Origin of the sequence: Hydrogenophaga sp. (assembly GCF_035481345.1) — a bacterium.
Classification (GTDB): domain Bacteria; phylum Pseudomonadota; class Gammaproteobacteria; order Burkholderiales; family Burkholderiaceae_C; genus Hydrogenophaga.
Genome location: NZ_DATIGV010000149.1, coordinates 1 through 16,942 on the forward strand (window position 1 = coordinate 1; position 16,942 = coordinate 16,942).

The 16,942-nt window shown below is 70.5% G+C and carries 17 protein-coding genes; 10 read left to right on the plus strand and 7 right to left on the minus strand.

Annotation, left to right across the window (positions count from 1 at the left end; genetic code table 11):
- A partial coding sequence (locus tag VLG41_RS15540) for a hybrid sensor histidine kinase/response regulator (protein ID WP_325350302.1) occupies window positions 1–1,179 on the plus strand: 1,179 nt, incomplete at its 5' end.
- A gap of 3 nt (window positions 1,180–1,182) precedes the next feature.
- Here the strand turns inward: VLG41_RS15540 and VLG41_RS15545 are convergent.
- Window positions 1,183–3,132, minus strand: a complete 1,950-nt coding sequence (locus tag VLG41_RS15545; RefSeq protein WP_325350303.1) for an MFS transporter — start codon at window positions 3,130–3,132, stop codon at window positions 1,183–1,185.
- A gap of 133 nt (window positions 3,133–3,265) precedes the next feature.
- Between VLG41_RS15545 and VLG41_RS15550 the strand changes: the two genes are divergently transcribed.
- Complete coding sequence (locus VLG41_RS15550; RefSeq protein ID WP_325350304.1) at window positions 3,266–3,997, plus strand: helix-turn-helix transcriptional regulator; 732 nt, start codon at window positions 3,266–3,268, stop codon at window positions 3,995–3,997.
- Between the two features lie 80 nt (window positions 3,998–4,077).
- On the plus strand, window positions 4,078–4,725 hold the full coding sequence (locus VLG41_RS15555) for a ProQ/FINO family protein (RefSeq protein ID WP_325350305.1): 648 nt from the start codon (window positions 4,078–4,080) through the stop codon (window positions 4,723–4,725).
- Window positions 4,726–4,735: 10 nt separating this feature from the next.
- Here the strand turns inward: VLG41_RS15555 and VLG41_RS15560 are convergent, their stop codons facing one another.
- The 3 genes from VLG41_RS15560 to VLG41_RS15570 are packed head-to-tail and all read right to left on the minus strand — an operon-like array spanning window position 4,736 to window position 7,757.
- A complete protein-coding gene (locus tag VLG41_RS15560; protein WP_325350306.1) occupies window positions 4,736–6,028 on the minus strand; it encodes an FIST signal transduction protein in 1,293 nt (430 codons plus the stop codon).
- 31 nt (window positions 6,029–6,059) lie between these two features.
- The gene (locus tag VLG41_RS15565; RefSeq protein WP_325350307.1) at window positions 6,060–6,887 is read right to left on the minus strand and encodes a PhaM family polyhydroxyalkanoate granule multifunctional regulatory protein; all 828 of its coding nucleotides are present in this window, start codon (window positions 6,885–6,887) and stop codon (window positions 6,060–6,062) included.
- 27 nt (window positions 6,888–6,914) lie between these two features.
- The gene (locus tag VLG41_RS15570) at window positions 6,915–7,757 is read right to left on the minus strand and encodes an enoyl-CoA hydratase/isomerase family protein (protein WP_325350308.1); all 843 of its coding nucleotides are present in this window, start codon (window positions 7,755–7,757) and stop codon (window positions 6,915–6,917) included.
- Between the two features lie 108 nt (window positions 7,758–7,865).
- Between VLG41_RS15570 and VLG41_RS15575 the strand changes: the two genes are divergently transcribed.
- Complete coding sequence (locus VLG41_RS15575; RefSeq protein WP_325350309.1) at window positions 7,866–8,219, plus strand: TraR/DksA family transcriptional regulator; 354 nt, start codon at window positions 7,866–7,868, stop codon at window positions 8,217–8,219.
- Between the two features lie 28 nt (window positions 8,220–8,247).
- On the opposite strand, the gene VLG41_RS15580 is transcribed toward VLG41_RS15575, so the two are convergent.
- Window positions 8,248–9,261, minus strand: coding sequence for a fumarylacetoacetate hydrolase family protein (locus VLG41_RS15580; RefSeq protein ID WP_325350310.1), 1,014 nt, complete (start codon window positions 9,259–9,261; stop codon window positions 8,248–8,250).
- A gap of 83 nt (window positions 9,262–9,344) precedes the next feature.
- On the opposite strand from VLG41_RS15580, the gene VLG41_RS15585 reads away from it, so the two are divergent.
- From VLG41_RS15585 to VLG41_RS15595, 3 genes are all read left to right on the plus strand, one after another.
- Window positions 9,345–10,229 (plus strand): IclR family transcriptional regulator, encoded by an 885-nt coding sequence (locus VLG41_RS15585; RefSeq protein WP_325350311.1) that lies wholly within the window; start codon window positions 9,345–9,347, stop codon window positions 10,227–10,229.
- Between the two features lie 62 nt (window positions 10,230–10,291).
- A complete protein-coding gene (locus tag VLG41_RS15590; RefSeq protein ID WP_325350312.1) occupies window positions 10,292–11,218 on the plus strand; it encodes a DUF3108 domain-containing protein in 927 nt (308 codons plus the stop codon).
- Window positions 11,219–11,379: 161 nt separating this feature from the next.
- Window positions 11,380–11,664: a BTH_I0359 family protein gene (locus tag VLG41_RS15595; RefSeq protein WP_325350313.1), complete on the plus strand. Its 285-nt coding sequence runs from the start codon at window positions 11,380–11,382 to the stop codon at window positions 11,662–11,664.
- Window positions 11,665–11,695: 31 nt separating this feature from the next.
- Here VLG41_RS15595 and VLG41_RS15600 read toward each other — a convergent pair whose 3' ends face one another.
- Complete coding sequence (locus VLG41_RS15600) at window positions 11,696–12,829, minus strand: AbrB family transcriptional regulator (protein WP_325350318.1); 1,134 nt, start codon at window positions 12,827–12,829, stop codon at window positions 11,696–11,698.
- Window positions 12,830–12,850: 21 nt separating this feature from the next.
- Between VLG41_RS15600 and VLG41_RS15605 the strand changes: the two genes are divergently transcribed.
- A complete protein-coding gene (locus tag VLG41_RS15605) occupies window positions 12,851–13,648 on the plus strand; it encodes a ChaN family lipoprotein (RefSeq protein WP_325350314.1) in 798 nt (265 codons plus the stop codon).
- 108 nt (window positions 13,649–13,756) lie between these two features.
- Here the strand turns inward: VLG41_RS15605 and VLG41_RS15610 are convergent, their stop codons facing one another.
- Window positions 13,757–15,094 carry an aminotransferase class III-fold pyridoxal phosphate-dependent enzyme gene (locus VLG41_RS15610; RefSeq protein WP_325350315.1) on the minus strand — a complete coding sequence of 446 codons (1,338 nt, stop codon included), beginning with the start codon at window positions 15,092–15,094 and terminating at the stop codon, window positions 13,757–13,759.
- Between the two features lie 123 nt (window positions 15,095–15,217).
- On the opposite strand from VLG41_RS15610, the gene purU reads away from it, so the two are divergent.
- Entirely contained in the window at window positions 15,218–16,066 is an 849-nt protein-coding gene (purU, locus tag VLG41_RS15615) for a formyltetrahydrofolate deformylase (protein WP_325350316.1), read from the plus strand.
- 4 nt (window positions 16,067–16,070) lie between these two features.
- The coding region (locus VLG41_RS15620) for a LysR substrate-binding domain-containing protein (protein ID WP_325350317.1) at window positions 16,071–16,942 on the plus strand (872 nt) is incomplete at its 3' end.

Below are 16,942 nucleotides of genomic sequence, written 5' to 3' on the forward strand. Positions count from 1 at the left end.
CAGGCGCGCATCCACACCCTCATCGAAGATCTGCGCTCCCAGAAGGACCGCGCCGAGGCCGCCGACCGCGCCAAGTCCGTCTTCCTGGCCGCCGCCAGCCACGACCTGCGCCAGCCCATCCACGCCCTGGGCCTGTTCCTCACCGCCCTGCGCGCCATGGCCCAGTCCCCCCGCATCCCCAACGCCGACCTCGCCCAGATCTGCCGGCGCATGCAGGCCTCCCTGGACGGCCTGGGCCAACTGCTCAACATGCTGCTGGACGTCTCCCGCCTGGACGCCAACGCCGTGCAGGTCGAACTCGCCCCGCTGCCGCTGGCCCAGCTCTTCATCGAGCTCGACCAGGAGTTCGCCGACCTCGCCCACGAGAAGGGCCTGTACCTGCACGTGGCCGCCTCCTCGGCCTGGGTGCGCACCGACGCCACCGTGCTGCGCCGCATCCTCTCCAACCTCATGTCCAACGCCATCCGCTACACCCAGCGCGGGCGCGTGCTGCTGGGCGTGCGCGCGCGCCCCCAGCACGTGGAGATACAGGTCTGGGACCAGGGCATCGGCATCGCCCCCGAGCAACTCGAGGCCATCTTCGAGGAGTTCTATCAGATCGACCCCGCCCGCAGCCGGCGCAACGAGCCCCATGGCCTGGGCCTGGGCCTGTCCATCGTCAAGCGCTCCGCCCGCCTGATCGGCGCCCCGCTGCGCGTGCACTCCGCGCCCGGGCAAGGCTCCATGTTCTCCATCACCGTGCCGCGCGCCACACCCCCTGCCGAGCAGGCGCGCCCCGCGCGCACCGAGGACCTCACCGCCTGCGCCGCCCTCGCCCCGGGCGCGCGCCGCGTGCTCGTCATCGACGATGAGGAGCAGGTGCTCATGGGCATGCAGCAGCTGCTGCAGGTCTGGGGCCATCGGGTCTGGTGCGCCAACTCCGCCGATCAAGCCGTCGTGCTGGCCATCGAGCACGCCCACGAGATCGACCTGCTGCTCTCCGATTACCGCCTGGGCGGCAACATGACCGCCATGCAGGCCATTGCCGCCGTGCACGCCTGCCTGCCTTCTCCCGTGCCCACCTACATCCTCACCGGCGACACCTCCCCACAGCGCATACAGGAGGCCTGCGAGCTCGGCTTCCCTCTCCTGCACAAACCCGTCGAGCCCAGCGCCCTGCGCTCCATTCTGGAGGGCTGAGGCTCAAACCAGCAGCGCCGCGACCCGCTCGCGCAGCCCCTCGGGCGTGGCGCCCTCGGCGCCCACCGGCGCGCCCACGTTCAGACCCACGCGGTTGAACAGGCCGCGCCGGAACGGCCGCACCATGGCCACGCGCTCGCCCCGGCGCTCCTCGATGCGGCTGAAGAACGAGCCCCACAGGTTGGTCAGGCCCATGGGGATCACGGGCACCGCCAGGCCGTCGGCGCGGGCGCGGTCGAGGATCTTGACGACGCCGCCCTTGAAGGCCTGCAACTGGCCGTCGCGCGTGATGCCGCCCTCTGGAAAGATCGCCAGCAGCTCGCCCTCGCGCAGCGCCTGCGCGGCACGATCGAACGCGGCCTCGTAGGCCTCGGGGTCCTCGCCCTGCGGGGCGATCGGGATCGCCTTGGCCAGGCGGAACAGCCCGCCCAGCAGCGGCTGGCGGAAGATGCGGTGGTCCATCAGGAAACGGATCGGGCGCGGGCTCGCGGCCATGATCAGCACCGCGTCCACGAAGCTCACGTGGTTGCACACCAGCACCGCCGAGCCCTCGGTGGGAATGTGCTCATCGCCCCGCACCTTGAAGCGGTACACCAGGCGCGAGGCCACCCAGGCCACGAAGCGCAACAGGTACTCGGGCACGAGCATGAAGATGTAGAACGCCACCACCGCGTTCGCCAGGCCCACCACCAGGAACATCTGCGGGATGGTGAAACCCAGTTGCAGCAAGGCACCGGCCACCACCGCACTGGCGATCATGAACAGCGCGTTGAGGATGTTGTTGGCCGCGATGATCCGCGCGCGGTGCGTCGGCTGGCAACGCATCTGGATGAGCGCGTACATGGGCACGCTGTACAGGCCGGCGAACAGGCTCAGCAGCGCCAGGTCGATCAGCACGCGCGCGTGCGCCGGGGCCGCCAGGAAGGCGCCCAGCGCCATCCGCTCGGCCGGCGGCAGACCACGTGTGGCGAAGTACAGGTCGATCGCGAACACGCTCATGCCGATGGCGCCCAGCGGCACCAGGCCGATCTCCACGTGCCGACGCGACAGCACCTCGCACAGCAGTGAGCCGACGCCGATGCCCACCGAGAACACCACCAGCAGCAGCGAGGCCACCTGCTCGTTGCCGTGCAGCACGTCGCGCGCGAAGGCGGGGAACAGGCTCAGGAACACCGCACCGAAGAACCACATCCAGCTGATGCCCAGCACCGAGCGGAACACCACCGTGTTGCCGTAAGCGAGTTTCAGGTTGCGCCAGGTCTCGGTGACCGGGTTCCAGTTGATGACCAGGCCCGGGTCGGTGGCGGGCGTGGGCGGCACGTAATGCGACGCCAGGCGGCCCAGCAGCGCCAGCCCCACGCAGGCGAAGCCCACGTGGTGCGCGCCGATCTCGGGCACGGCGATGATCAGGCCGCCAGCCACGTTGCCCAGCAGAATGGCCACGAAGGTGCCCATCTCCACCATGCCGTTGCCACCGGTGAGCTCGCGCTCGCCCAGGTGCTGCGGCAGGTAGGCGAACTTCACCGGGCCAAACAGCGTGGAGTGCAGGCCCATCAGGAAGGTGCAGGCCAGCAGCACCACGATGTGCTGGCCAAAGAAGCCCCAGGCCGCCAGCGCCATGATGCCGATCTCCAGCCGCTTGACGAAGACCATGAGCGAGCGCTTCTCGAGCTTGTCGGCGAGTTGGCCGCTGGTGGCCGAGAACAGCAGGAAGGGCAGGATGAAGAGCGCGCCGATCACCAGGCCGGCCAGGCTGGCGGGCAGCCAGGCGATCTGCAACTGGTAGGTGACGAGCACGGTGAAGGCGAACTTGAACAGGTTGTCGTTCGCGGCGCCGAGGAACTGCGTCCAGAAGAAGGGCGCGAAGCGGCGCTGCCGCAGCAGGGCGAACTGGTTGTGTCCCTGGGCCTGTGGCTCGGTGCCGGTGTCCGACGGCAAGGTGGCGGTGGTCATGTCTTCTCCTCCTCGGATGGGCGCCGGGGCGGCGCGCGGCGGATTCTGCCTCGGGCCATCGGCGGGCGGGCGGATTTCGATACGGAATCGGGTGGCATCATGCAAGGTATCGGATTTCGATACCCCGAGCCCCATGAGCACCACCGCCGACCTCATCACCGCCATCAAACGCGAGCTCAAGTCCGCGCACATGACCTACGCCGACCTCGCGCGCGCCATGGGCATGGCCGAATCCAGCGTCAAGCGCATGCTGGCCAAGGGCGACATGTCGCTTTCGCGCATCGACGCCATCTGCCGCGCCCTCAAGCTCGATTTCGCCGAGCTCTCGCGCCGCGTGGCCGACGCGCAACCGCTGGTGACCGAACTCACCTCCGCGCAGGAGCGCGCGGTGGTGGCCGACAAGAAGCTGCTGCTGGTGGCCATCTGCGTGCTCAGCCAGTGGACGGTGGAGCAGATGGGCGCCACCTACCGGCTCGGCGAGGCGGAATGCGTGAAGTACCTGGCCCAGCTCGACCGCATTGGCATCATCGAGCTGCGACCGCTCAACCGCTACCGCCTCAAGCTCGCCAAGACATTCCGCTGGCGCCCGCACGGCCCGGTGATGAATTTCTTCCGCGAGCACGCGCTGCTGGACTACTTCGCGGGCGGCTTCGACGGCCCCGGCGAAGGCCTGATGCTGGTGCACGGTTCGGTGAGCCGCACGCTGGCGCCGCTGTTTCTGGAACGCCTGCAGCGCGTCGCGCAGGACTTCGCGCAGCAGCACCAGACCGACCAGAAAATCGCCGAGAAGGACCGCGAGGGCTACACGCTGGTGCTGGCCATGCGCAGTTGGGAGTTCGAAGCCTTTACCCACCTGCGCCGCTAGCCGCATCCCCCGCTCGGCCGGCGCCGCCGGCACTGGATCGCTGGCATGATCGCGGGCTTGCCCGTCGAACCGACCCCTGCATGAACGACACCCGACCCCAGCCCCGGCGCCCACGCCAGGGCCCCAAGGCGCCCAAGGCCCCTTCCGCTCCGCGCCACCCGCTGCTGACCCAACTGGCCGAATGGCACCCCGCCCTGTTCGGCGACGAGCCGCGCCCGCTCAAGCGCGGCATCTACGAGGACCTGCTGGCCGCGCACGGTGAGCTGGACGGCGAGGCGCTGAAGGCCGCGCTGGGCATCCACACGCGCAGCACGCGCTACCTGAACGCCGTGGCCTCGGGCCAGCCGCGCCGCAACCTGCAAGGCGAAACGGTGGAGGTGGTGGCCCCCGAGCAACGCCACCACGCCATCGTGGAGGTGTTTCGCCGCCGCCAGGCGCGCAGCCCCGAGGACATGGGCCCGCAACTGCGCCAGCGCATCGCGCGCGCCTTCGAGACCAGCGGCCTGGGCCGCGAGGCCTACGCCACCCTGGTGCGCGGGCGCGACGAAGCGATCAACGCGGCCACCGAGGCCGCGCTGGACAAGGCCAGCGCGCGCATCGCGCGCGAAGCCGCGCTGCTGCGCGCCTTCGAAGCCAGCGGCTTGAGCGTGGCGGCTTTCGCCGATGGTTACGGCATGACGCCGGACGACGCGCAACGCGCCTTGGAGCGCGCGCGCCAGCGCCGCTGATTGCAGCCCCTCAGGCCTCGCGCACGAACACCGTGAGCACGCCCGTGTAGCCATAGAGCCGGTGGTGGGCGATCTCGCCGCCGGCAAAAAAGCCCACCAGCGGCACGTCGCCCAGCGCGTGGCGCACGATCTGCAGCTCGGCGCTCGGCCCGCCGAAGTGCGGCCCGCCCCGGCCGGCGCAACTCACGTACACCGCGCCCGCGATGGCGCGCGCCGGCTTCGGCGCCGTGTCCACGTCGCCCGGGCCAGCGGCACCGAACAGCAGTTCCTCGGGCTCCAGTTCCTCGCGCACCTCGGCGCACACGCGCATGAGGTCGGCGCGCGCCGCTTGCACGTGGCGCTCGCAGAACGCCAGGCGCGAGCCCTGCGGCGCCAGCTCGGCGATGGCCACGCCCCGGCGCACCGGGTCCAGGCCGATGATGTGGCGCACGATCACCTCGTGCCCGAAGGCGCCGCGCCGGTGCGCGCTGTCGCTCCACGCCGTGGCCCCGTCCGGGCCCGGCCGCGTCAGGCCCACCAGCGTCTGCCGCAGGCGCGACATCGCGTGTTCGGGGTGGTCGAGCGAGATGTCCAGTTCGCGCAGCAGCACGTCGAGCGCGGGTTCGCCGTCCAGACGCATCACGAGGTGGCCTTCGGATTCGGTCACCACGTGGGTCGCCGCGATGGGCTGCGCGCCCTGCGTGACGCGCGAGACGATGCCCACCTCGCGCCCGAAGGCGACGCCGCTGAGCCCGCCGTGGAACACGCCGCTGGCGGCGCCGTGGCCGCTGATGTTGCCGGCGCTGCCCAGCGCGAACTGCACGGTGGGGCCGCGGCTGCCTGCCAGCCCGCCGAACAGGTAGCCGCTGCCCGTGCGGTCGGCCATTTCGGCGATCAGCTCGCCCACCTCGGGCGTGCCGGCGTCGGCGTGCACCAGCGCGGTGTGCGCGACAAAACCGTCGCCGCCCTCGGCCCGCCCGCTGGCCGACAGCGGCGCAACGCCGCTGAACACGCGGTACTGGTCGGGGCTGAGGTCGCACAACATCACCGACAGCGCGGGTTCGTCGAAGTACTCCACGTTGCTGGCGGACACGCCCACGCCCACGGTGCCGGCCCAGTCGGTCACCTCGGGCAATTCGGCGCTCACGCACTCCAGCACGGCCCGTGCGTCGTCGGCGTAGTGGTCGGTGATGTAGAGCAGGCCCAGCGAGGGCTGCTGCGCATGGTCGGGCAGGGCCATCTGCGCGCGCAGTTGCGCCACGACCATGGCCGCGGCCATGCGCCATTGCGGATGGGTGGCGTGCGCCTGGGGAAAACGTTTCATGCGGTCTTCGAGCCCTGCGGGCTCGCGGGGTTCAAACGCGTTTGTCGCGTGGCTGTCGACGGGGCGGGCGCTTCTTGGCGGGCGCGGTCTTGTTGCCCGACGACACCGCGCGCGCCGCTGCGCGGCCCACGCCCGTCGCCGCGCCCACGCCCCGGCCCACGGTGCCGGCGGCCGACCGCGCCGCCTGGCCAGCCAGGCCAGTGGCGGTTTTCACCGCGGCATCCGTGAGGCCCGTGGCCACCTGCCGCGTGGTGTCCAGCGCGCCCTGTTTGGCGGCGTCCTTCAGCGCGTTCGCGGCGATCTGCTGAAACTGCTGCGACAGCGCACCCCACCATTGCAGCGGGTCGACCACGCCCGCGGCCGCTGCGGGGGCAGCACCGGCTTTGTCGGCCACCGCCTTCTTCCTTGCAGCCGGCTTGCGCCGCGCCGGTGCCGGTGCCGGTGCCGCGGCGGTGGTGCCATAGGTGCGCGGTGGCACCTCCAGCCCCGCAAACTGGTTGCCTTTGGCGGCCACCTCGGCCGTCTTGAGCTTGAGCGCGTTGGCCACGTCGCCCATGCTGAAATTCATGGTCTTCAGCGTGGACAGGGTCATCTTCTGCACCTCCAGCGCCTGGATGGTGGCACCCAGGGCCTTGGCGTTCTGGTCCAGCCAGTAATGCACCGCCTTGAGCTCCTCGATGCGCTTCTCGAGTTCCTCGACGTTGAAGGTGGGCGCGATCCAGTGGCTGAGGTTGGGCAGTTGCGGGATGTTCTGGCCGATGCCCTGCGCGATGCCACCGGCGGCCTGCGTGGCCAGGCCCTGCAGAAAGTCGAAGCCCGGCACGAACTTGCCAAAGCCGCTGGCGGACGGATCGCTCATTGCCTGCTCCTCGAAGGATTGCCGGGATCAGCCGTCGACGCCGTAGCGCGGCGCGCGGCGCTCGCGCAAGGATGCCACACCTTCGCGCACGTCGGGCCCCGCGAAACCCATGAATTCCAGCGCGAGCGAGGTGTCGAAGCTCGGGCCGGCCTGGCGCAGCCAGTTGTTGAGCGAGTACTTGGTCCAGCGAATCGCGCTGGCGCTGCCGCTGGCGAGCCGATCGGCCACCTCGTAGGCCTTGTCCAGCAGTTGCTCATCGTCCACCACCAGCGACACCAGGCCGATGCGCTCGGCCTCTTCGCCGCTCACGGCGTCGCACAGCATCAGGTAGTACTTGGCCTTGGCCATGCCGCACAGCAGCGGCCAGACGATGGCCGCGTGATCGCCCGCCGCCACGCCCAGGCGCGTGTGGCCGTCGACGATCTTGGCGCTGCGCGCGGCGATGGAGATGTCGGCCAGCAGGCCGGCCACCAGGCCCGCGCCCACGGCCGGGCCGTGCATGGCGCTGACGATGGGCTTGTCGCAGTTGATGACGTTGTAGACCAGGTCGCGCGCTTCCTTCCACACGCGCGAGCGCACCTCGAAGTCGGTGGCCATGTCCTGCACCAGGGCCAGATCCCCACCGCCCGAGAAGCCCATGCCGCTGCCGCGCAGCACGGCCGCGCGCACGCTGTCGTCGCGGCCCACGTCGCGCCAGATCTCGCTCAGCTCCCAGTGGCCTTCGTGGCCGGCGGTGGGCAGCTTGCCGTTGCCCCCGGGGCCGTCGGCGCGCATGCGGATGTCGAGCACGCTGGGCGTGCCGTTCACCGGCGGGCCGCGGCGGCTGATCTCCAGGGTCTGGTAGCGGCTGTAGTCGATGGTCTGGCTCATGCGGGTCTCCTCGTTGTCGTGTCGCCGTGAAGCGATCGATTGTGCTTGACCTGGGTCAAGCACCTCAGCCCAGCGGGACAGCAAGATGCCGGCACAGCAGGAGGCCCCATGAGCACCCCCATTTCCGACACCTTCGAGCTTCAGTTGCGCGCCCGACAGCGCGAGTTGCAGGCGCGCCTGCAGGCGCAGCGCGGCGGCGCCCGCAGCCGCGCCGACGTGGCGGCCGATAAGCGCGAACGCGCCGACGAAGACGGAATGAACCGCAACGAGGCCTTCGACCTCGGCACGGAACTTGGCGAGCGCGAAGCCGCCGAGTTGCTGGCCATCGAGCGCGCCCTGCAACGCATCGCCGACGGCAGCTACGGCTTGTGCCTGCAATGCGGCGTGCGAATTCCCACGGCACGGCTGCACGCGCAGCCCACGGCCGAGCGCTGCGTGGGTTGCCAGGCGAGCGCCGAATAGCGGCCCGCGCAGGCCGCGGCGACGGGCCTCAGGCCTTGTTCAAGGGCGCGATCTTCTGGTCGATCGCGCCAAAGATGGACTGCCCGTCCTTGCCCTTCATCTCGATGCGGATGGTGTCGCCGAACTTCATGAAGGCGGTGGACGGCTTGCCGTCGAGGATGGTCTCGATCGCGCGCTTCTCGGCGATGCAGCTGTAGCCCTTGGGCCATTCCTGGCGTCCGTCCACCGTGACCGACTTGTTGCTCACCGTGCCGCTGCCCACGATGGAGCCGGCGCGCACGTTGCGCGTCTTGCCGATGTGCGCGATGAGCTGGCCGAAGTGGAAGGTCATCTCGGGACCGGCCTCGCACATGCCGACCTTGCGGCCGTTCCAGGTGCTCTGCAGCGTGAGGTGCACCCGCCCGCCCTGCCAGGCGTCACCCAGCTCGTCGGGCGTCACGGCCACGGGGCTGAAGGCGGTGGCGGGCTTGCTCTGGAAGAAACCGAAGCCCTTGGCCAGCTCCGCCGGGATCAGGTTGCGCAGCGACACGTCATTGGCCAGCATCACCAGGCGAATGCCGTCGAGCGCCTGCTCGGGCGTCACGCACATCGGCACGTCACCGGTGACGACGGCGATCTCGGCCTCGAAGTCGATGCCGTAGTCCTCGCTGGGCACCACCACGTCGTCCTGCGGTCCGATGAAGTCGTCGCTGCCGCCCTGGTACATCAGCGGGTCTTCGTAAAAGCTGTGCGGCACCTCGGAATTGCGCGCGGCGCGCACCAGCTCGACGTGGTTGATGTACGCCGAGCCGTCGGCCCACTGGAAGGCGCGCGGCAGCGGCGCCATGCACATGGCGGGATCGAACGGAAAAGCGTGGCGCGCCTTGCCCTGGTTCAGGGTGACGTACAGGTCCTGCAACTGGGGGCTGATGAAGTTCCAGTCGTCCAGGGCCTGCTGCAGGGTGTTCGCGATGCCGGTCGCATAATGGGCCGAGCTCAGGTCGCGCGACACCACCACCAGTTGTCCGTCGCGCGAGCCGTCCTTGTAGGTGGCGAGTTTCATGCGTATCTCCTGCTGCCTCTTGAGTGGATGGATGCCCCGGGGGCTTTGGGGCGATAATTACGGATAGTGAAATCCATTAACCTATGCGTAAGAGCGAGATTCTAGACCAAAGCCCCGCAGACGCGAGCGACGACAGCGAACCGCAACGCGCGGGCATCCAGTCGGTCGAGGTCGGCTTCGAACTCCTCAATGCCCTGTCGCGGGCCAGCGGGGCGCTGATGCTGCGCGACCTGGCCGCCGACGCCGGCATGAGCGCGGCCAAGGCGCACCGCTACCTGGTGAGCTTCCAGCGCCTGGGCCTGGTCACGCAGGACACCGCCACCACCCGCTACGACCTGGGCCCGGCCGCGCTGCGCCTGGGCCTGGCCAGCCTCTCGCGCATCGACGCGGTTCGGCTGGCGCGCGAGCGCATCGACGCGCTGCTGCCGCTCACCGGCCACACCCTGGCCATCGCCGTGTGGGGTAACCAGGGGCCCACCATGGTGCACTGGACGGAGGCCCCCCAGGCCGTGCCCGTGGCCCTGCGCCTGGGCGACGTGATGCCGCTGCTGTCCTCGGCCACCGGCCGCTGCTTCGCCGCCTTCATGGGCGAGGAAGGCCACGACGCCCAGCGCATCGGCCCGATGGTCCGCGAGGAGCTCGCGCGCCTGAAGAAGCTGCCGCGCAACGGCCCCCTGCCGCTGGACCTGCCGACCTCCATGGCGGAGGTCAACGACATGCTCGACGAGGTGCGCCGACGTGGCGTGGCGCGCGTGGTGCACAGCCTGCAGGCCAGCGTGGGCGGCTTCAGCGCCCCGGTGTTCGACGTGCAGGGCCGCATGGTGCTGGCCATGGTGGTGCTGGGCTCGGTGGCGACGCTGGACACCGACTGGGACGGCGTCCCCGCCACCGCCTTGCGCGACGCCGCCCGTCGGCTCAGCGCCGATCTGGGGCACCCCGAACCGACCGTCCGGTCCCACGGCGGATGACGAGCGACGACTACCCGGGGCCCACGCCCCGCACATGGCTGTGGCTGGGCGCTGGGGTCCTGATGGCCCACGTGGCGGTGCTCGGACCGCTGGGCGTGTCCTCCGTGCAGGCCGCGCCGAGCCCGGCCGGCCCCGTACCGGCGACACCGGTGCCCCGCAACGCCGAGCGGACCCCACCCATGGACGTGACGCACGTGCAATGGGCCCCGGCGGAACGCCCGCCCGCGCCGCCCGCGCCGCCAGCGGCGCGCCGGCCCGCCAAGGCGGCGCCCGCACCGGTTGAAGCGCCGTTGCTGATCGCCCAGGCGCCCGCGCCCAAGCCAGCGGCCGCAGCGACCGCTCCGGCGGACACCGCGCCTCCCAGCGACCCGCCCCCCGCCACCGAACTGAACTACGAGGTGTTCGGCCAGGCCAAGGGCTTCGACTACCGCGCCACCGGCACCCTGTCGTGGCGCCGCGAAGGCTCGAACTACCAGGCCCGCATGGAACTGGCCATGCCCCTGCTGGGCAAGCGCGTGCAGACCAGCGAAGGCAGCGTGGGCCCCGACGGCCTGCGCCCCGTGCGCTTCGCCGACAAGCGCAGCAGCGAACGCGCCGCGCATTTCGAGCGCGAGGCCAAACGCATCCGCTTCAGCAACAACGCGCCTGAGGCCGAGTGGCTGCCCGGCGCACAGGACCGCCTGAGCCTGTTCATGCAACTCGCGGGCTTGATGCGCGCCCAGCCACGCCAGAGCGGCGACGTGCTCAGCTTCCAGGTGGCCGGCGTGGGCGATGCGGAGGTGTGGCAATTCGAGGTGGGCGCGCTGGAAACCTTGCGCCTGCCCGCCGGCAACATCGAGGCCCGGCTGCTCAAGCGCGCGCCGCGCAAGCCCCACGACAGCACCGTCGAGGTGTGGCTGGCGCCCGCCCTGGGCCACCTCCCGGTGCGCTTGCGCATCGCCCAGCCGGGGGGCGACGTGGCCGACCAACGGCTGGCCCGTTTGCCCTAGTCAAGGGGCACCCCGGAACCTGTGGCTGGTCAAACGCCACAAGCCTGCTTGAAAAATGTCCCCGGGCCACCACTTGGGGCATGTCCGGCTCCAGTGGGAGCGCGATTTGCCGATATAACGGCACCAGCGCCGATGTATTTGGCGGAAAGGAACACAAGTCCATGCACATGCTGTACGACTCGGAAGCTTTCGCGGTGGTCCACATCCTGGCCAACGCGCCGGCGGAGGGCGAGGCGCCCGTTGACGAAGGGCCGCAGATCCCGCGCCATGGCTTCGAAATCGTGGACAAGCGCTCGGGCAAAGAGGTCTACCTCGATGGCTCCTGGGCCGAGATGTTCCAGGCCCAGATCGTGGAATGGCAGCGCAACAGCCCCTCGCAGGAAGAGGTGGAGAACACGCTGGAGGGCTATGCGTCCCTCGCGCAGAACCCGGTCGTGATGCACTGAACGCACCACACACCCCAACCCCGAAGCCCGGCTACGCCGGGCTTTTTTGTGTCCGCGCGTAACGCCAGCGGAACACCGGTTCGGCCAACACCAGCACCGCCACCAGCCGGCAGACCTGGAAGGCCGTCACCACTGGCGCGCCCAGTTGCAGCACCTTGGCGGTGATGGCCATCTCGGCGATGCCGCCGGGCGAGGTGCCCAGCAGCATGGTCACGGGGTGCAGGCCGGTGAGCCGCGCCATCAACCAGCCGAAACCCGCGCACAGGGCCATCATCGCGAAGGTGGCCACGGCCACCGAACCCAGCCAGCGTGGCGCCGTGTGCGCGAAGGCCGGCGTGAAGCGCACGCCCAGGCTGATGCCGATGAACAACTGCGCCGTGTTCGTGAAGGCCAACGGCAGCGCCGAGAGTTGCACGTCCGCGAGGGTGATCACCATCGTCGCCACCAGCGCGCCCATGAACCAGGGGTTGGCGCGGCCCAGGCGCTGCATGGCCAGCGCGCCCGCCAGGGTGAGCAGGCCCAGCAGCGCCAGGCCACCCCAGCGCACCTCGCGCACCGCCGGGGGCAGCAGGTCCAGCCCGTGCACGCCCGCGGCCTGCAGGGCGAAGGGAATCGTCACGGTGACGAGCAGCACGCGCAGGGTGTGCGCAGCGGCCACCAGGTCGGTGCGCGCGTGCTGGCGCTCGGCGAGCAGGGTCATCTCGGAGGCGCCGCCGATGGCGCCCGCGAAATACGTGGTGGCCATGAGCTGCGCGGACGGCAGGTTCAGGCGCGCCGCGTGCAGGCGCCGCAGGCAGGCCGAGAAGCCCAGCCCCAGCAGCAATGCCCAGGCCACGCCCATCACGATGGCCCACCACAGGCTCGCGACCAGCGCACCCACCTCGGGCGTGAAGTACAGGCCCAGCGCCGCGCCGATCACCCATTGCCCGGCGTTGCGCAGCGGCGCCCAGCTCTCGGTGGGGGCGCCCAGCACCGACACCAGGGCCGTGGCCAGCAGCGGCCCGATCATCCAGGGAATGGGCGTGCCCAGCCAGACGCACAGGCGGGCGGCGGCGCAGGCGAGCAGGAGGGTGAGGGCCGTGCGCGTCCAGGACGCCGGCCCCAAGCGCGACAGGAGAGAGGGCACTCGGGAGAAATCGAACGCGGCGCGCGGGAGGGCGCCGATACGGGGCCGTAGTATCGACGCATGAACCATTCCCTCGCCGCCGCCGGCCTGTTCGCGCTGCTGCTCGCGGCCTGCGCCCAGACACCCCCGAAGGATCTGCCCGCCCTGCTCGCGCGCACCCAACCCACGCCGCTGCTGCTGGTGGGCGAACAGCACGACGCGCCCGAGCACCAGCAATTGCAGCGCGAGCTGGTGCAGGCCCTGGCCGCGCGCGGCGAACTGGCCGCGGTGGTGATGGAGATGGCCGAGGCCGGCCGCGACACCCGCGCCCTGGCGCGCGACGCCAGCGAGGACGCCGTGCGCGAGGCCCTGGCCTGGAACCAGGGCGCGAACTGGCCGTGGCCGAACTACGGGCCGGTGGTGATGGCCGCCGTGCGCGCGGGCGTGCCGGTGTTCGGCGGCAACCTGCCGCGCGCGCGGATGCGTGAGGTCATGGCCGAGGCCAAGTTGGACCGGTCGGTCAGCGCCCAGGCGCTGCAGGGCCAGCGCGCCGCCGTGCGCCAAGGCCACTGCGATCTGCTGCCCGAGAGCCAGATCGCGCCGATGACGCGCATCCAGCTCGCGCGCGACCGCTCGCTGGCCGACACCGCCCTCAAGGCCCTGGCGCCGGGCCGCACGGTGCTGCTGATCGCGGGCAACGGCCACGTACGCACCGACCTGGGCGTGCCCTTGCACCTGCCCGCCGGCCAGGCGCACCGTGTGGTGGTGGCGCGCGCCGGGGAAGCTGGTGCCGACGCCCCCGGCGACGTGGTGTGGCCCACGCCCGCCCTGCCCGCGCGCGACCACTGCGCCGAACTGCGCGAGCGCTTCAAGCGCTGAGACGCTGCGCGTTGCGGGCTCCATCCAGGGTGCCGCGGAACCGGCTTGGCCGGGCCGCAGGCACCGCCTCCTCGAGGGGGTCGCGCGAAGCGCGGCGGGAGTGTTCCCCTACACGCGCTTGATGGCGTCTGCCAGCACCGAGACCATGGTCTCGATGTGCTCGCGCTCCACGATGTAGGGCGGCGCAAAGACCAGGTTGTCCCCCGCGTTGCGCACCAGCACGCCGCGGTGGAAGCAGTCGAGGAAGACGTCGAAGGCGCGCTTGCCCGGCATGCCGGCCTGCGGCGCCAGTTCCACCGCGCAGGCCAGGCCCAGGCTGCGCATGCCGATGACGTTCGGCAGGCCCTTGATGGCGCTGAACATCGCGTCGCTGAGCACCTGACCCATCTGGCCGGCGCGCGCGAAGAGTTGCTCCTTCTGCATCAGCTCCAGCGTGGCGATGGCCGCCGCGCAGGCCACCGGATGACCCGAGTAGGTGTAGCCGTGGAAGAACTCGATCGCGTGGTCCGGCGCGTTGCCGTGCGCGCCCATCATGGCGTCGTAGATGCGCTGGCTGCACACCACGCCGCCCATGGGGATGACGCCGTTGGTGACGCACTTGGCGAAGTTGAGCATGTCGGGCTGCACGCCGTACCAGTCGGCGCCGAAGGCCGTGCCCAGGCGGCCGAAGCCGGTGATGACCTCGTCGAAGATCAGCAGGATGCCGTGCTTGTCGCAGATCTCGCGCAGGCGCTTGAGGTAACCCTTGGGCGGCACGTACCAGCCGGCGCTGCCGGCCACGGGTTCCACGATGACCGCCGCCACGTTGCTCGGGTCGTGCAGCGGCAGGATGCGGTTCTCCAGCTCGAGCAGGATGTCCTCCTCCCACACCGGCTCCTGGTGCTGCACGAAGGCGTGCTTCACCGGATCGTGGATGAAGCGCAGGTGGTCCACGCGCGGCAGCAGGCTGGTGCCGTACACCTTGCGGTTGGCCGGAATGCCGCCCACCGACATGCCGCCGAAGCCCACGCCGTGGTAGCCGCGCTCGCGGCCGATGAAGATATTGCGGTGCCCTTCACCGCGCGCGCGGTGGTAGGCCAGGGCCACCTTCATCGAGGTGTCGGCCGCCTCGCTGCCCGAGTTGCAGAACAGCACCTTGTTCAGGTCGCCCGGCGCCATCGCCGCGATCATCTCGGCCGCGCGAAAGGCCTTGTCGTTGCTCACGCTGAAGGCGGTGGCGTAGTCCAGGGTGTCCAGCTGCCGCTTGATGGCGTCGTTGATGGGCTGGCGGTTGTGGCCCGCGCCCACGCACCACAGACTGGAGATGCCGTCGATGACCTGGCGGCCGTCGTGCGTGGTGAAGTGCATGCCGTCGGCCGCCACGAAGATGCGCGGATCCTTGGCGAAGCTGCGGTTGGGCGTGAAGGGCAACCACTGGTTGTCCATGTTGAAGTCGTTGTAGGCCATGGCGGCGTCTCCTGGGCGGGCAATGATCCGGGCATTCTGGCACCGCGCCCGCCTGTGAGGTGGCACCACTGCGCCACCCCGCGCCGGACCCACTGGCGGCCACCCTGCGACAATCGCGCCGCCATGGAAAACACCTACGTCCTCACCCTGTCCTGCCAGGACCGCCCCGGCATCGTGCACGCCGTCTCCGGTTTCCTGTTCCAGCACGGCGGCAACATCGAGGAAGCGGCCCAGTACAACGACCACGACACCGGGCTGTTCTTCATGCGCGTGCAATTCGCTTGCGCGCAATTGAGCCAGGCCGAGCTGCGCGAGCGCCTGGGCGCCTTCGCCGAGCCCTTCGGCATGCGCTGGGGCCTGCACCCGCTGGCGCAGCCGCTGCGCACCGTGCTCTTCGTGAGCAAGGAAGGCCACTGCCTCAACGACCTGCTGTTCCGCTGGAAGAGCGGCCTGCTGCCACTGGACATCCGCGCCATCGTGAGCAACCACCGCGACTTCTACCAGCTCGCGGCCAGCTACAACGTGCCCTTCCACCACATCCCGGTCACGGCGGCCACCAAGGCACAGGCGGAGGCGAAGCAGCTGGAGATCATCCGCGCCGAAGGTGCCGAACTGGTGGTGCTGGCGCGCTACATGCAGATCCTCTCCAACGAGTTGTGCCGCGAGCTCGCGGGCCGCGCCATCAACATCCACCACAGCTTCCTGCCCAGCTTCAAGGGCGCCAAGCCCTACTACCAGGCGCACGACCGCGGCGTGAAGCTGATCGGCGCCACCGCCCACTACGTGACGGCCGACCTCGACGAGGGCCCCATCATCGAACAGGACGTGGCGCGCGTGGACCACACCGACACGGTCGAAGACCTCACCGCCCTGGGCCGCGACACCGAAAGCCAGGTGCTGGCGCGCGCCGTGAAGTGGCACGGCGAACACCGCGTGCTGCTGAACGGGCACAAGACCGTCGTCTTCAAGTGACGCCATGGCGACCGCCGCGCGCATCCCGCCCATCCAGTGCCTGCTGGCCTTCGAGGCCCTGGCGCGGCTGCGCAGCGTCACGCAGACGGCCGACGAGCTCAACGTCACGCCCAGCGCGGTGAGCCACCGCATCCGCCAGCTCGAGGAAATCCTGGGCACCAAGCTGTTCGGCCGCGCCGATTTCTCGCTCACCACCGACGGCATCGAGTACCTCACGCACGTGCGCGACGGCCTGGGCGCGCTGCAGCGCTTCCCGAGCCAGAAGGCCGCGCCCGGGCGGCGCAAACTGCGCCTGGCCATCACGCCCACCTTCGCGCGTTCGGTGGTGCTACCGCGCCTGAAGCAGTTCAGCGACACCTACCCCGAGATCGACCTCACGCTGCAGGTCAGCATCCCGCTGTTGGACGTGGTGGCCGAGGACGCCGACCTGATGGTGCGCTTCGGCACCGGCCGCTACGCCGACGTGGAGCACCTGCTGCTGGCCAAGGACGAGGTCTCGCCCATGGCCTCCCCGGCCTTCGCGCGCGAGCACGGCCCCTTCGAGGCGCCCGAGGACCTGGAAGGCCTGCCCCTGCTGCGCAGCCCGCTGGAGCCCTGGCGCACCTGGTTCGCCGCCCACGACCTGGACTGGCCCGAACCCGCCGAGGGCTCGCAGTTCAACGACATCGGCCTGATGTGCGACGCCGCCGCCGCCGGCATGGGCGTGGGCCTGCTGCGCTACAAACTGGCCGCGCCCTGGCTGGACAGCGGCGCCCTGGTGCCCCTGTACCCGCGCCGCGTGCCCAGCCCGCACGCGCACTACCTGTGCTGGCGCACGGGCACGATGGAACGCTGGGAGTGCGCGGCGTTCGCGCGCTGGCTGCAGCAGGCCATGGG